Genomic DNA, 14,458 nt, shown 5'->3' with positions numbered 1-14,458 from the left:
CTTGCGGGAAATAGCTTCCGGCCGAAAGGATCATGCGGTGGGGCAGACGGTTTTCATCCCTCGTGAGCTCGATGCCAACGAGCCGCGCGTCGCGGCTTCGCCCGATACGGTGAAACGGCTGGCGGCGTTGGGCTTCGACGTCGTCGTCGAGGCCGGTGCCGGTCTGAAATCGCGCATCATCGATGCCGACTATGCGAGCGCCGGCGCTGCTATCGGCAAGGCTTCCGATGTCGCCAAGGCCGATGTGGTGCTGAAGGTGCGCCGGCCTGGTGATGCCGAGCTGAAGAGCTACAAGCCCGGCGCGGCTGTGATCGCCATCATGGACCCCTACGGCAACGATGCCGCCGTGGCAGCTCTTGCCAAGGCCGGCGTCACCGCTTTCTCGATGGAATTCATGCCCCGGATCACCCGCGCGCAGTCGATGGACGTCTTGTCCTCGCAGGCCAATTTGGCCGGCTATCAGGCGGTGATCGACGGGGCTTCGGAATATGACCGCGCCTTGCCGATGATGATGACGGCGGCCGGCACGGTGCCGGCGGCGAAGGTCTTCATCATGGGCGTTGGCGTCGCTGGCCTGCAGGCGATCGCCACCGCGCGCCGGCTTGGTGCGGTTGTCACCGCCACCGACGTTCGCCCCGCCGCCAAGGAACAGGTCGCCTCGCTCGGCGCCAAGTTCCTCGCGGTCGAGGACGAGGAATTCAAGGCGGCCGAAACGGCCGGCGGCTACGCCAAGGAAATGTCGAAGGAATATCAGGCCAAGCAGGCGGCACTCACATCAGAGCACATCGCCAAGCAGGATATCGTCATCACCACGGCGCTCATTCCCGGCCGGCCGGCGCCCAAGCTGGTCTCGGCGGCGATGGTCGCTTCGATGAAGCCGGGCTCGGTGATCGTCGACCTCGCGGTCGAGCGCGGCGGCAATGTCGAGGGCGCCGAAGCCGGCAAGGTGGTCACCACCGCCAACAACGTCAAGATTGTCGGCCATCTCAATGTGCCTGGCCGCATCGCGGCGTCGGCCTCGCTGCTTTATGCCAGGAACCTGTTCGCCTTTCTCGAGACGCTGGTCGACAAGACGACCAAGACGCTTGCCATCAATCGCGACGACGATCTGGTCAAGGCAACGATGCTGACCGATGGCGGCAAGGTGGTTCATCCGGCTTTCGTGAAAGCCGACCAGCAGCCGGCAAAGGGCCAATATGTCGAGCCGGCCGCGATCCCGGCCAAGACCATGGTCGCCGATGCTTCGCCCAAGAAAGCCGGCCCCAAGAAGGCGGCCGCACCCAAGTCGCCCTCGTCGAAGCCGAAAGGGATCGCGTGATGGACCAGACCCTGCAGAAAGCCCTCGACCAGCTCGACCAGGCCTCCGCCGCCGTCCGGCTGGCGGTGCACAATCTGGCGACCGCGCCCGGCGGCACTGACGCGGCCGGTGATGCCGCGCATGCGCTCTCCGGCGGCGCCATCGATCCCTTCGTCTTCCGCTTCGCCATCTTCGTCCTGGCGATCTTCGTCGGCTACTACGTCGTCTGGTCGGTGACCCCCGCACTGCATACGCCGCTGATGGCCGTCACCAATGCCATCTCCTCGGTCATCGTCGTCGGCGCGCTGCTTGCCGTCGGCATCGCCGCCTCCGGCATTGCCGCGGGCTTCGGCTTCGTCGCGCTGATGCTGGTTTCGGTCAACATCTTCGGCGGCTTCCTCGTCACCCAGCGCATGCTGGCCATGTACAAGAAGAAGGACAAGTAGAGCGCCATGAACGCCAACTTCGCGTCCTTCCTCTACCTCGTCTCCGGTGTCCTGTTCATCATGGCGCTGCGCGGCCTGTCGCATCCGACCACCAGCCGGCAGGGCAATCTCTACGGCATGATCGGCATGGGTATTGCCATCGCCACCACACTGGCTCTGGCGACCCCGTCCGCCGGCCGCTTCGGCCTGATCGTGCTCGGCCTTGCCATTGGCGGCGGCGTCGGCGCCGTTACCGCGCGCCGCATCGCCATGACCTCGATGCCGCAGCTGGTCGCTGCCTTCCACTCGCTGGTCGGCCTCGCCGCCGTCATGGTGGCGGCTGCCGCGATCTATGCCCCGGAAAGCTTCGGCATCGGCACGGATGGCGACATTCATGCCCAGGCCCTGATCGAGATGAGCCTTGGCGTCGCCATCGGCGCCATCACCTTCACCGGCTCGGTCATCGCTTTCCTCAAGCTCGATGGCCGCATGTCCGGCAAGCCGATCATGATCGGCGCACGCCACTTCATCAACGCCGCACTTGCTATCGCGCTCGTCGTGCTGATCGTGTTGCTGGTCACCACCGAGTCCAAGCTGGTCTTCTGGCTGATCGTTGCCGCCTCGCTGGTGCTCGGTATCCTGCTGATCATCCCGATCGGCGGCGCCGACATGCCGGTCGTCGTCTCGATGCTGAATTCCTATTCCGGCTGGGCGGCGGCGGCGCTGGGCTTCACGCTCGGCAATCTGGCGCTGATCATCACCGGCGCGCTGGTCGGCTCATCCGGCGCGATCCTGTCCTACATCATGTGCAAGGGCATGAACCGAAGCTTCATCTCGGTCATTCTCGGCGGCTTCGGTGGGGAGACGGCAGCGGCCGCCGATGACGGCATCGAACGCACGGTCAAGCAGGGTTCTGCCGACGATGCCGCCTACCTCATGATGAACGCCCAGAAAGTCATCATCGTGCCGGGCTACGGCATGGCGGTCGCCCAGGCGCAGCATGCGCTGCGTGAAATGGCCGACAAGCTCAAGGCCAATGGCGTCGACGTGAAGTACGCCATCCACCCGGTCGCCGGCCGCATGCCCGGCCACATGAACGTGCTGCTCGCCGAAGCCAATGTGCCCTACGACGAGGTGTTCGAGCTTGAGGACATCAACTCGGAGTTCGCGCAAGCCGACGTTGCCTATGTCATCGGCGCCAACGACGTCACCAACCCGTCCGCGCGCGACGACAAGTCCTCACCCATCTACGGCATGCCGATCCTCGACGTCGACAAGGCGCGCACCTGCCTGTTCGTCAAGCGCTCGCTCGGTTCCGGCTATGCCGGTATCGACAACACGCTGTTCTACAAGGACGGCACCATGATGCTGCTCGGCGACGCCAAGAAGATGACCGAAGAGATCGTCAAGGCCATGGATCACTGATCCGGGATAAGCGCCGGGACACGCCAAGAAGAGCCCGGCTTCGCGCCGGGCTTTTTCTTGGCAGGCTTTCTTGGCTTGACGGCGATTTCGGCGCTACGATGACGAATTCCCGCCTCGACGGCGGGATTGTCGTCGACGGAGACGTTGGTGCCTGACCCGATCGCATCGCCGCCCGCCGGGAAAGCGCCGCGCAAGCCTGGCCAGGCGGTGGTGATCGTGCATGGCATGGGCGAACAGCGGCCGATGGATACGCTGCGAGGCTTTGTCCAGGCTGTCTGGAGCCATGACCCCAACCGCGCGCCGTTTTATGCCCATGTCGCCGATCCGGCCGACCCCGCCGGCGCGAAGATCAACCAGAGCTGGATCACTCCCGACAGCCGGACCAATTCGTACGAACTTCGCCGCATCACCACGCCCTACGATGTCGATGGCCGCCGCACCGACTTCTACGAGCTTTACTGGGCCGACATCACGCAGGGCACGACGCGAGGCCGGCTTGCCGCCTGGGTGACAAATCTGCTGTGGCGCAAGCCCGCCGACATACCGCCGGACGCCCGAAAGCTCTATCTGGTCACTCTGGTTGCCGTCATCATCGTCCTGGTCGCGACGCTCGCGCTTGCGACGTCGGTTTGGCAGCAGCAGATTTCGTGGACCGTCGGCGTCCTCGTCACCATCCTGGCCTCGTTCGTCATCTGGTCGGTGGACCGTTTTGGCCTTCCCTATTTCGGCGATGTCGCGGCCTATGTGCGCGCTGAAGCGGCCACGGTAGAGAAGCGGGCGCTGATCCGCGACCGCGGCCTGAAGCTGCTGAAGCGTCTGATGATGGACGATACCTACGATCGCATCGTGCTGGTCTCGCACAGCCTCGGCTCGATGATCGCCTATGACCTGTTGCAGATCTTGTGGTCCGATTTCAGGCCCCGAAAACTGGAGGCCATCCGCGACAAGGCGAAACTGAAAGCTATCCACGCCATCGACAAGGCGACGCTTGTTGCCGACGGCTCGGCATGGCCCGGCAGCCTTGACGACCTTGCCGGGTTCCGGCGCGATCAGTGGGAGCTCTATCGCCAACTGCGCACCAGGGACGACAACCATCGGCCTTGGAAGATCAGCGATTTCGTCACGCTTGGTAGCCCGCTGACCCACAGCGAATTTCTGGTGACGCACAATCTCGCCGAATTCAGGCGCGGCATCGCCGAACGCCTGTTCTCGGCATGTCCGCCGATTGCCGAGGGAGCGGCGGCCGGTGGCACCGTGCTTTATCAGGAAGGGCGCAACCGTTCTTCCGGCAAGCCGCAGCGGGCGGTGCATCATGGCGCGGTGTTTGCTGCGACGCGCTGGACCAATATCTTCGACCGCGGCAACGGTTGGCTGACGGGCGACCCGATCTCCGGGCCGATGGCGGAGAATTTCGGCCCGGGCATAGAAAACATCCAGGTCGAGCTGCGCGGTTCCCTCGGCCGTGTCTTCACCCACACGCTGTACTGGTCGTTGGCGGCGACCGGCATCGAGGTTGCCGCCGGCGATCAGCCGCGCTCGCATCTCGCCGTGCTGCGCGACGCTGTCGACCTCGGTCGCAAACTGGAGCCGAGCCAAGCCGAAGTGCCGGCGATTCCTCCCCGAAAATAAGAACGGATTTCAGCGAACGGGGCCAAGGCAGCGCCGCTCGACAACTTCAAAGCAAAGCCGCTCCGGGCGGGCCAGAGTGGCTTTGTTGCAAGTGCAGTTCAACGGTTGGTGATAAAAACCGCTTCCTCATCGTCGCGCTGCCTGCCGCCAAGGGCCGCGGCAGCACTGGCGATAAAGGCGCCGATCGCCAGCGAGAGCGCACCAAGCAAGGCAAACGTCGCGCTGGCCTTCCTGGCTGTGTCGGCGGCCTGCTGCGCCTTGACCTTGGCGTCCTGGGCCTTGGCGAGGACGGCATCCACCCGGGTCCTGGCATCTGCTTCCGAAAGCCCCGTGCGAACGGCGACCAGCTGCGACAGATAGGTTTTGTCGTCTGCGGAAACCTCGCCTGCCGCGGCGCCGGCGATCAGGATGCGCGAAGCCTGCCCAACCGCGGCCGCATCGCTGTCCGGATTGGCGGCCGCGAGCTTGCCCGGATCGGCCGGACGGAACAGTGAATCCACCAGGTAGGGTGTCGCATTGTCGGCCGACGCGCTGCCGGCATTGGCCGAAGCCCCCGCCGATGCGCCCATGGCCGCACCAGACGCGATGGTGGACACCGCCTGCACGCCCGAGCCTATGGCAGCGGAAAGCGCGGAGCCAAGCACGCCGACGACGAGCAGTGTGGCCAACGCCCAGGCAAGAAAGCCATGGGCGGTATCACGGAAATACACCTCGTCCGTGTGGATGCCGACCCATTTGGTGCGCAGGCGTCCGGCAAGGTAGCCGCCGACACCCGAGGACAGCCATTGCACGATGATCAGCCAGACGGCGGTGGATGCCGCGAAAGTGGTGACAGATGCGCCGGATCCCGACCAGGGCGACACCATGCTCAATCCAAGCCCGGAGCCCAGCAGCATGAGGATGAAGGTCAGCGTCGAGGCCGCGAAGGCGCCGGCGATGATCGGTCCCCAACTGACGGCGGTGGAGGAGGATTCTGTTGAAGTGGAAACGTCGACAGCCGATAGGGTGGACTGCATAAGTGCCCCCTATCGTACGAACAGCATGATCAGAATGATGATCGGGATCGGTATGCCGAGCAACCAGAGCAAAATGCCGCGTCCCATGGAAGCCTCCTGTTAGAAATTGTGATCGATATTGTCACAATGTCTCGCAGGGACTTCCGTTCCGGCGCGTTGCAAATTGATTTTGTTGCCGCCGGTGGAACAATTGGCGCGCCGCAGCGCGCCAATTCAGATTTAACGTCCAGATCAGATATCCAGATTGGCGACCGACAGCGCGTTGTCCTGGATGAACTCGCGCCTGGGCTCGACCTCGTCGCCCATCAGCCGCGAAAACAGCGAATCCGCATCGGTCGCGTCATTGACCTTGACCTGCAGCAGCGAGCGCACGTTCGGATCGAGCGTGGTTTCCCACAGCTGTTCGGCGTTCATCTCGCCGAGACCCTTGTAGCGCTGCATCGTCAGGCCCTTGCGGCCTGTCGCAAAGACCGCATTGAGCATCGCCAGCGGCCCCGAGATGGTTTCGGAGACATCCTTGCGGCGCAGCACCGGCGGCGACCCGTAGACCTCGCTGAGGCGCTGTGCGTAACGGTCGAGCTGGCGTGCGTCGGCCGAATTGATCAGCGCCAGGTCGAGATGCGCGTATTCCTTGACGCTGCGCACCGTGCGCTCGAACACATAGCCGCCAACGCCTTCATTCGAGGTCGACATGCGGCCGGTCCAGCCGCGCTCGGTGTCCTCGGCGATGATGTCGAGGCGTTTTGCAATCCGCTCCGCCATGTCGTTGGCGCGGCCGAGATCGGCGAACACGTCCGGGTTGAGCCCACCGGCGATCGCCGCCTGCTCGACGACGCCTCTGTTGTAGCGCGTATGCAGGCCGTTGATCAGCTGGCGCACCGCCAGCGCGTCATCGATGGCGCCACGCAGGTCCTGCCCGATGCGAACCTCGCCCGAGCCGAGCGTAAGCGATGCTTCCTCCAGTCCCGAGCCGATCAGGAACTCCTCGAACGCGCTCTCGTCCTTGATGTATTGCGAGCTCTTGCCGCGCGTCACCTTATAGAGCGGCGGCTGGGCGATGTAGAGATGGCCGCGCTCGATCAGCTCAGGCATCTGCCGGAAGAAGAAGGTGAGAAGCAAGGTTCTGATATGGGCGCCGTCGACGTCGGCGTCGGTCATCAGGATGATCTTGTGGTAGCGCAGCTTGTCGGCGTTGAACTCGTCCTTGCCGATCGAGGTGCCGAGCGCCGTGATCAACGTGCCGATCATGTCGGAGCCGAGCATGCGGTCGAAGCGCGCCCGCTCGACATTGAGGATCTTGCCGCGCAACGGCAGGATCGCCTGGTTCTGGCGCGAACGCCCACCCTTGGCGGAGCCGCCGGCGGAATCACCCTCGACGATGAAGATTTCGGATTTCGCCGGGTCGCGTTCCTGGCAGTCGGCCAGTTTGCCGGGCAGGGAGGTGACGCCGAGCGAACTCTTGCGGGTGATATCGCGCGCCTTGCGCGCCGCTTCGCGCGCCGCCGCCGCCTGGATCACCTTGTCGACGACCACCTTGCCTTCGCTCGGGTGTTCTTCCAGCCAGGTGCCGAGCGCTTCGTTGACCAGGCCTTCGACGACAGGACGGACTTCCGACGAGACCAGCTTGTCCTTGGTCTGCGAGGAGAATTTCGGGTCGGGAACCTTGACCGACAGCACCGCCGTCAGACCTTCGCGGCAATCGTCGCCGATCAGCGAGACCTTTTCCTTCTTGGTCAGCCCAGAGGATTCGCCATAGCCGGTGATCTGACGCGTCAGCGCGCCGCGGAAGCCGGCCAGATGCGTGCCGCCATCGCGCTGCGGGATGTTGTTGGTGAAGGCCAGCACGTTCTCGTGGTAGCTGTCGTTCCACCACATCGCCACTTCGACGGTGATCCCGTCGCGCTCCGCCCGGATGGCGATCGGCTTGTCGATCAGCGGTTTCTTGACGCGATCGAGATATTTGACGAATTCTTCGAGGCCTCCATCGTAGTGCAGTTCATGGCGCACGACATCGGCGTGACGGGCATCGGTCAAAATGATGCGCACGCCGGAATTGAGGAAGGCAAGCTCGCGCAGCCGGTGTTCCAGCGTGCCGAAGTCGAACTCGACCATGGTGAAGGTCTCGGCCGAGGGGAAGAAGGTGATCTGGCTGCCGCTGCGGCCCTCATAGGTGCCCGGCTGCTTGTCCTGCTCATAGGTGCCGGTCGCCTTCAGAGGTGCGTCGGCATTGCCATGCGTGAAACTCATCTCGAAGATCTGGCCGTTGCGGCGGATCTTCAGCTTTAGCCACGCCGACAGCGCGTTGACCACCGAGACGCCGACGCCATGCAGGCCGCCCGAGACCTTGTAGGAATTCTGGTCGAACTTGCCGCCGGCATGCAGCTGCGTCATGATCACTTCGGCCGCCGAAATGCCTTCTCCGGTGTGGATATCGGTCGGAATTCCGCGGCCATTGTCGATCACAGTGACCGAACCATCGGGGTTGAGCGTCACGGTGACGAGGTCGGCGTGACCGGCCAGCGCCTCGTCGATGGCGTTGTCGACCACTTCATAGACCATGTGATGCAGGCCCGAGCCGTCGTCTGTATCACCGATATACATTCCGGGGCGTTTGCGGACAGCGTCCAACCCCTTCAAAACCTTGATGGAATCGGCGCCGTATTCGGCTTCAGCGCCGTTGTTGTTGTCGATCTGATCGCTCATGAAAACCTGTTGTCTGGATGCCGCCTGCACAGCGCGAAAAATCCGCGCCGAATCGCGCCTCTGATATCGACTAGATATAGGCGCAAAAGGCGGTTTTTCCAAGGTTTGCAGGCATTTCACTGGGAATGGCCGGTTGCCAATGGCGGGCCTCCGCCGGCCCCCATTTCACTTCGGCCAGCGGGTCCTTGAGAAACCTTGATCATGAACTTGTATCTCGGCGCCAGCCGCCTGCTGCGGTCGCGCGCCGGCGTCATGTCGGGCGGGCGGCCGGATCAGGCGGTGGTCGTCGTTGGCGATGACCAGGGCCAAGCGCCACCACTGCGGTGGCGGTGGTGAGCATAGGCAGCAAGGCAAACAGCAAGCGCAAATCGAACTGCCCCCCAGCTCGTTCCTGTGCACGACCACCTCTCTATGGCAGCAAACCGGGGTTTCTTGCGGAAGACCAGCGTTTTCAGCCTGCCCGCATCGGCTTCAAAGCCTCGCTCCAGCGCAGCAGCTCGTCGAGCATGGTTTTGGCTCCGCCCTGCACCTGTTCGCTGGCGTTGAAAGCGCCATTTTCGTCGAGCAGTTTCTGGTACATCGGCAGCGCGACGCCTTCCGGGATCGGCATGACACCTACCGAGGTCAGCAGCGGCTTCAGCGCTTGCGCCGCGCGTAGGCCGCCGGAGACGCCGCCATAGCTGAAAATGGCGGCTGCCTTGTACTTCCATTCGCGCGAGAGATAGTCGATCGCGTTGACGATCGCCGGCGCCACGAAATAATTGTATTCCGGCGCCACGAAGACGAAGGCATCGGCGGCATCGATCGCCTTGGACCAGGCTTTGGTATGATCGTTCTGGTAGTTGCCAAGCCTTGGATGGTGCGGTTCGTCCAGCACCGGAAGCTTGAACGCATCGATGTCGGTCAGTACAGGCTCGAATTTCCCGTGCTCGCGCGCGAACCTCTCCAGCCACTCGGCAAAAATCGGTCCGGCGCGGCCTGGCCGCGTGCTGCCGATGATGATGTTCAACTGGTGCTTCAAGCTGGGCTCCTGCGGTGGCGGTATCCATTGGTGACTGCCACCTAGGGCATGCCGCTCGGGGCAACAAGAAGGCACCTCGCGGTAACCGGTCACATTCCGGAGAGTAGGGCCTTGCCGTTCGGTCACATGGACGCCTGCTTTGCGGCCCACTACATTGGGTCATCAGCGGAGCACAGCATGGACATCCAGCCCGCCCCCTTCATTCCCCCGGCGCCGAAGCCGCGCACGACGCCGCCCTCGACGTTGGAGATGATCCGCATCGTCTACCGCAACCCGCTCGAATTGTGGGGTGAGCATACCTACAACGAGCCGTGGATCTCTGCGAACGGCGTTGGCGGACATCTGATCGTCGCCAATGATCCCGCCCTGATCCGGCATGTGCTGGTCGACAACGCCAGGAACTACAAGATGGCGACGGTGCGCCAGAAGATACTGCGGCCGATCCTGCGCGACGGCCTGCTCACCGCCGAGGGCGAGGTCTGGAAGCGGTCGCGCAAGGCGATGGCGCCGGTGTTCACGCCGCGCCACATCTTCGGCTTCGCCCAGCCGATGCTGAGGCGCACGCAGGACTTCGTCACCCGTTACGAAGACGGCGGCACGTCTGACATCGCCCATGACATGACGCTGCTCACTTATGACATCCTGGCCGAGACGCTGTTTTCCGGCGAGATATCAGGCGAGCCCGGCAGTTTCGCCAACGAGATCGACCGCCTGTTCGAGACCATGGGTCGCGTCGATCCGCTCGACCTGTTGCGCGCGCCCGACTGGCTGCCGAGGCTGACCCGCATCCGTGGCCGCAAGACCATGGCCTATTTCCGCAAGATCGTCACCGACACGGTCAAGATGCGCGAAGCGAAATTCAAGCGCGATCCCGATGCCGTGCCGCAGGATTTCCTGACACTGCTGCTCAAGGCCGAGGGACCCGACGGACTGACGCGGGCCGAGGTCGAGGACAACATCATCACCTTCATCGGCGCCGGCCATGAGACGACGGCGCGTGCGCTCGGCTGGACGCTCTATTGCCTGGCTGAATCACCTTGGGAGCGCAACCGGGTCGAGCAGGAGATCGACCAGGTGCTGGAGCGCGAGCCCGATCCGACGAAATGGCTCGATGCCATGCCGTTCACGCGCGCGGCTTTCGACGAAGCGCTCAGGCTCTATCCGCCAGCGCCGTCGATCAACCGCGAGCCGATCGAACCGGAAATGTGGAAGGATCTTCATATCCCCAAGCAAGCCGCGGTGCTGGTGATGCCTTGGGTCGTGCATCGCCACAGGAAACTGTGGGACCGGCCGGATGCCTTCCTGCCGGAGCGCTTCCACCCGGGAAATCGCGAAAAGATCGACCGCTTCCAGTATCTGCCGTTTGGCGCCGGCCCACGCGTCTGCATCGGCGCCAGCTTCGCCATGCAGGAGGCGATCATCGCGCTGGCGATCATGCTGTCGCGCTTCCGCTTCGACACCACCGCCGAAACGAAACCCTGGCCGGTACAGAAACTGACCACGCAGCCGCAAGGCGGTCTGCCGATGCAGGTCACGCCGCGTTAGGTATGACACCTTCAGGCAGTTGCGCCGGATTAGGCCGCGGGCTTGCGTTGCTGGAACTGGCCGGCGGCGCGGTAGCGCCAGAGATAGCTGGGCAGGATCGTCGCGATCGACTGCGGCTGGATGCCTAGCCCCGCAAGCGTCCTGTTGGTCTGGTTGGCGGCGTCCGAAACGATGTTGTGCTCGCGCAGCTGCATCACCTGGTCCTTGGTCAGCAGCGGGTTGGGCAGGAGACCGAGGATCGAGGCCTGGATGTTGGCCACCCACCACGGAACCGGCACCAGCAGCCGCTTGCGCTCGATCACGTCGAGCAGCTCTTCCATACACTGCTTGAAGGTGAGCACCTTCGGTCCGCCGAGTTCATAGATCTGGCCGCCATCCACCTTGCCGTCGACCGAGCGCGCCACCGCTTCGGCCACGTCGCCGACATAGACCGGCTGAAACTTGGTCTGGCCGCCGCCGATCAGCGGCAGCACCGGCGAATAGCGCGCCATGTTGGCGAAGCGGTTGAAGAAGCCGTCTTCGGGTCCGAAATTGATCGACGGCCGGAAGATCACGGCGTCCTTGATCGTCTCCAGCACAGCCTTTTCGCCAAGCGCCTTGGTGCGCGCGTAGTCTGATTCGGAGTCCAGATCGGCGCCAAGCGCAGAAATGTGGGTCAGGCCGGCGCCGACCGAGCGCGCGGCCTCGGCCACTGCGCGGGCGCCGAACTCGTGCACGGCGGAGAATTTCTGCCGGCCGCTCTCATGCAGGATGGCGACCAGATTGACGACATGGTCGGCGCCTTGCACGGCGCGGTCTACCGACCAGCGCACGCGCACATTGGCCTGGACCGGCTGGATCTGGCCGACATTGCCGAGCGGCTGCAAATGGCCGGCGAGATCGGGCCGCCGGCAGGCGACCCTGATGCGATAGCCGCGCTTGGCCAACGCGCGCACGACATGGCGGCCGACAAAGCCTGACCCGCCAAAGACGACGACGAGCTTTGGGGTCTGCAGGATTTCGGTCATGGCTGGCTCCGGCGCTCGCAGGCTTGGCTGAAGCCGTTTCATAATCCGTTTCGTGCCAAAGGCAAAGGGCGACGCGTCGTCGCTATCAGCCTGTCAGAACGCTTTGCCGATACGGGCGTCGACCGAATGGCGGTTGCCGCCGCGAATGACGAAGAAGAGCAGGATCGCTGCCCACAGCAGCGACTTTTCCGCACCCGAATAGCCTTGGCCCATGGTGACCCAGTGGAACCAGACCGTGACCAGCAGCACGAACAGGCCGGCAAAGGCGGCCGGCCGCGTCAAAAACCCGATGGCGATGAAGATGCCGCCGAAGAATTCAGTGCAGGCCAGAAGCAACGACCACAACGCGCCCGGATAGAAGCCGAGACCCTCGACCATCTCGGCAGCGCCGAAAGGATTGGTGATCTTCTGCGAACCGTGGATGGCGAGAAACCCGCCGGCGACGACGCGAAGAACGGTTTCGGCACCATCGTGCAGGGCCGCGTAAAACCTGCCAAGGACCGGGATGACAAGGGCGTTGCGGGGATTGTCCGTGCTTGCCGACATTGTAGCTCCTCTGTTTTGCTCAATCAGCGCAAACGGCCGATCAGGTTGCTCGAAGTCAAATAAACAAAAGTTGACCAAAACGAGAATGTTTTACCATCGTGCGATCAAAACGCAGAAAACCCCGCCGAAGCGGGGTTTTCCGGGTGACATCCATGCGAAGCCAGGGGCCGACGGCGCGGCCTGACCTGAGACGGTGTCAGGAGGGCGTGAAGCAAGTACGCCCACCCCAGCCCTGAACATCCGACATGGTGCCACCAACCTTCTTGCAGGCGGCGACGAAATCGGCGCTGCAATTGGCGAATTTTGCATGGCCGTTCTTGCAGTAGTGGTCTTCGGTGGCTCCGCCGCCCGGGGCAGCGATGACACCCGGGCTGGACGGCTTGACCGGTGCGGCCTTCAGGGTGGCTGCCTGTGTGGCGCCCATGAACGAGCCGAGCAGAAGGACGGCGGTCAGCATGGTGATCTTGGTGTTGGTCATGGCAATTTCCTTTGATTTGGGTTGAGTTTTCCGAGGCGCGAAGGACCGGCCTTCGCGTGATGCAGGCTTTCGATTTCGGTTTGCTGCTTCCCTCGGTGTGGATCGGGCAAGCTCGCCTTGCCCTGGACAAAGCTGGGTCGCAGCAAGGCGCGGAAAGGTTCAGCGGCGCGCAAAGAAAATCGCGCCGCGCCGCGCCTGCGGCGGGCGAATTCCGATAACTAGTTGATATTAATAATTATTCAGGACGAATAGCGTGCGGCGAATTCGGAAATGCGCTGCACCACGGCCTTCGATGCGGTAATGCCGCGCGCTTGCGCCTTCTCGGCGGCCTCTGCGCGGGCACGACCGGGCACATGCACGCCGAAGCGCCGCCGCAGCCGGTCGAGCTGGTCCTTCATTCGTTGCTCGAAATCTGGATCGAGCAGCTTGGGTTCGATAGCAAGCACGAACAGTCCCGTGCCGGGGCTGTCCGGCCCGCCGCTGAACCATGGCGCGTCGAGCGACCAGTTGGCGCCCGACAGGCCCGCCGCCAGCACCTCGACCATCAGCGCGATGTTGGCGCCGCGCTGACCGCCGAAGGCGAGCATTGCGCCCTTCATGGCGGCGGCGGGATCGGTGGTCGGGTTGCCGCTGGCGTCCAGCGCCCAGCCTTCCGGGATTGTCTGGCCGTCCTCGGCCGCTTTGCGGATGTTGACGAAAGCGGTGGCGCTCGACGACTGGTCGATGACCAGCGGCGCCCCGTCGGCGGCAGGCGCGGCAAACGACATCGGGTTGGTGCAGTAGACCGGCTTGACCGAGCCCGAGCCGGCAAGCACGGCCGGGCCGTTGGTGGCTGCGAACGACACCAGTCCTTGTGCTGCCAGCCTTCCGGTGAAATAGCCGAGCGCGCCGCATGTATAGGCGTTCTTCTGCGAGAAGATGGCGACACCGAACAGCTTTGCCGCCTTGGCGAGGTCGTCGATGGTGCGGTCGAAGCCGGTATGCGCCAGCCCGCCGCGTGCATCGGAGAGATAGACTGCCAGCGCCGGCCGGGTGATCACCGGGTCGGCATTGCCGTCGATGCGTCCGGCTTCCAGCGCCTCGAGATAGTCGATGAAATGCGACAGACCGACCGAGGAAAGCCCTTCGGCCTCGGCTGATATGATCGAAGCAGTGAGCGATTGCGCCGCTTCCTCATTGGCGCCGGCGCCAAGTGCCGCCATCCGGCACAGTCCTTTTGCCTGGTCGAGACTGAGTTGCATCATGGCCGTCCTAGGGGAGTAGGAGTAGGGGAGTACGGGACAGTGGGCAGTGAATAGCGAATGGGGATGGAAATGTGAATGTGGATAGTGGCCCGATACTCCCCTACTCCCCTACTCCCCTACTC

At 63.6% G+C, this 14,458-nt stretch carries 12 protein-coding genes; 5 read left to right on the top strand and 7 right to left on the bottom strand.

The features are described from left to right. Positions 1-37: 37 nt before the first annotated feature. From LB559_RS22795 to LB559_RS22780, 4 genes are all read left to right on the top strand, one after another. Positions 38-1,318 (top strand): Re/Si-specific NAD(P)(+) transhydrogenase subunit alpha, encoded by a 1,281-nt coding sequence (locus LB559_RS22795; protein ID WP_224675037.1) that lies wholly within the window; start codon positions 38-40, stop codon positions 1,316-1,318. After that, positions 1,318-1,743 (top strand): NAD(P) transhydrogenase subunit alpha, encoded by a 426-nt coding sequence (locus LB559_RS22790; protein ID WP_032809881.1) that lies wholly within the window; start codon positions 1,318-1,320, stop codon positions 1,741-1,743. Before LB559_RS22795 ends, LB559_RS22790 begins: the two co-directional genes overlap by 1 nt. A 6-nt stretch (positions 1,744-1,749) precedes the next feature. After that, on the top strand, positions 1,750-3,147 hold the full coding sequence (locus tag LB559_RS22785) for an NAD(P)(+) transhydrogenase (Re/Si-specific) subunit beta (RefSeq protein WP_013528201.1): 1,398 nt from the start codon (positions 1,750-1,752) through the stop codon (positions 3,145-3,147). A gap of 147 nt (positions 3,148-3,294) precedes the next feature. Then, a complete protein-coding gene (locus LB559_RS22780; protein WP_013528200.1) occupies positions 3,295-4,776 on the top strand; it encodes a hypothetical protein in 1,482 nt (493 codons plus the stop codon). Between the two features lie 98 nt (positions 4,777-4,874). Here the strand turns inward: LB559_RS22780 and LB559_RS22775 are convergent, their stop codons facing one another. From LB559_RS22775 to LB559_RS22765, 3 genes are all read right to left on the bottom strand, one after another. Then, positions 4,875-5,792: a hypothetical protein gene (locus tag LB559_RS22775; protein ID WP_224675036.1), complete on the bottom strand. Its 918-nt coding sequence runs from the start codon at positions 5,790-5,792 to the stop codon at positions 4,875-4,877. A 231-nt stretch (positions 5,793-6,023) separates the two neighbouring features. Further along, the gene (gyrB, locus tag LB559_RS22770; RefSeq protein ID WP_013528198.1) at positions 6,024-8,495 is read right to left on the bottom strand and encodes a DNA topoisomerase (ATP-hydrolyzing) subunit B; all 2,472 of its coding nucleotides are present in this window, start codon (positions 8,493-8,495) and stop codon (positions 6,024-6,026) included. A 451-nt stretch (positions 8,496-8,946) separates the two neighbouring features. Continuing rightward, positions 8,947-9,516, bottom strand: a complete 570-nt coding sequence (locus LB559_RS22765; protein WP_024501906.1) for an NADPH-dependent FMN reductase — start codon at positions 9,514-9,516, stop codon at positions 8,947-8,949. A 177-nt stretch (positions 9,517-9,693) separates the two neighbouring features. Here LB559_RS22765 and LB559_RS22760 point away from each other — a divergent pair, with 177 nt between their 5' ends. Continuing rightward, complete coding sequence (locus LB559_RS22760; RefSeq protein ID WP_064992911.1) at positions 9,694-11,061, top strand: cytochrome P450; 1,368 nt, start codon at positions 9,694-9,696, stop codon at positions 11,059-11,061. Between the two features lie 29 nt (positions 11,062-11,090). On the opposite strand, the gene LB559_RS22755 is transcribed toward LB559_RS22760, so the two are convergent. From LB559_RS22755 to LB559_RS22740, 4 genes are all read right to left on the bottom strand, one after another. Beyond that, positions 11,091-12,068 carry a complex I NDUFA9 subunit family protein gene (locus LB559_RS22755; RefSeq protein ID WP_024501904.1) on the bottom strand — a complete coding sequence of 326 codons (978 nt, stop codon included), beginning with the start codon at positions 12,066-12,068 and terminating at the stop codon, positions 11,091-11,093. A 93-nt stretch (positions 12,069-12,161) separates the two neighbouring features. Further along, on the bottom strand, positions 12,162-12,614 hold the full coding sequence (locus LB559_RS22750; protein ID WP_027164211.1) for a DoxX family protein: 453 nt from the start codon (positions 12,612-12,614) through the stop codon (positions 12,162-12,164). Positions 12,615-12,810: 196 nt separating this feature from the next. Continuing rightward, positions 12,811-13,092 carry a hypothetical protein gene (locus LB559_RS22745; protein ID WP_224618376.1) on the bottom strand — a complete coding sequence of 94 codons (282 nt, stop codon included), beginning with the start codon at positions 13,090-13,092 and terminating at the stop codon, positions 12,811-12,813. Positions 13,093-13,331: 239 nt separating this feature from the next. Further along, a complete protein-coding gene (locus LB559_RS22740) occupies positions 13,332-14,333 on the bottom strand; it encodes an Ldh family oxidoreductase (RefSeq protein WP_224675035.1) in 1,002 nt (333 codons plus the stop codon). Positions 14,334-14,458: the final 125 nt, after the last annotated feature.

The organism is Mesorhizobium sp. BR1-1-3 (genome assembly GCF_020165455.1).
Classification (GTDB): domain Bacteria; phylum Pseudomonadota; class Alphaproteobacteria; order Rhizobiales; family Rhizobiaceae; genus Mesorhizobium; species Mesorhizobium ciceri.
Note: the sequence above shows the minus strand (reverse complement) of the source record. Positions and strands in the feature narration are given on the sequence as shown.

Excerpts from the sequence above, each read along its gene's own strand:
- LB559_RS22790 (WP_032809881.1), top strand. The coding sequence starts at position 1,318 with ATGGACCAGACCCTGCAGAAAGCCCTCGACCAGCTCGACCAGGCCTCC.
- LB559_RS22785 (WP_013528201.1), top strand. The coding sequence starts at position 1,750 with ATGAACGCCAACTTCGCGTCCTTCCTCTACCTCGTCTCCGGTGTCCTG.
- LB559_RS22775 (WP_224675036.1), bottom strand. The coding sequence starts at position 5,792 with ATGCAGTCCACCCTATCGGCTGTCGACGTTTCCACTTCAACAGAATCC.
- gyrB (WP_013528198.1), bottom strand. The coding sequence starts at position 8,495 with ATGAGCGATCAGATCGACAACAACAACGGCGCTGAAGCCGAATACGGC.
- LB559_RS22760 (WP_064992911.1), top strand. The coding sequence starts at position 9,694 with ATGGACATCCAGCCCGCCCCCTTCATTCCCCCGGCGCCGAAGCCGCGC.
- LB559_RS22755 (WP_024501904.1), bottom strand. The coding sequence starts at position 12,068 with ATGACCGAAATCCTGCAGACCCCAAAGCTCGTCGTCGTCTTTGGCGGG.
- LB559_RS22750 (WP_027164211.1), bottom strand. The coding sequence starts at position 12,614 with ATGTCGGCAAGCACGGACAATCCCCGCAACGCCCTTGTCATCCCGGTC.
- LB559_RS22745 (WP_224618376.1), bottom strand. The coding sequence starts at position 13,092 with ATGACCAACACCAAGATCACCATGCTGACCGCCGTCCTTCTGCTCGGC.
- LB559_RS22740 (WP_224675035.1), bottom strand. The coding sequence starts at position 14,333 with ATGCAACTCAGTCTCGACCAGGCAAAAGGACTGTGCCGGATGGCGGCA.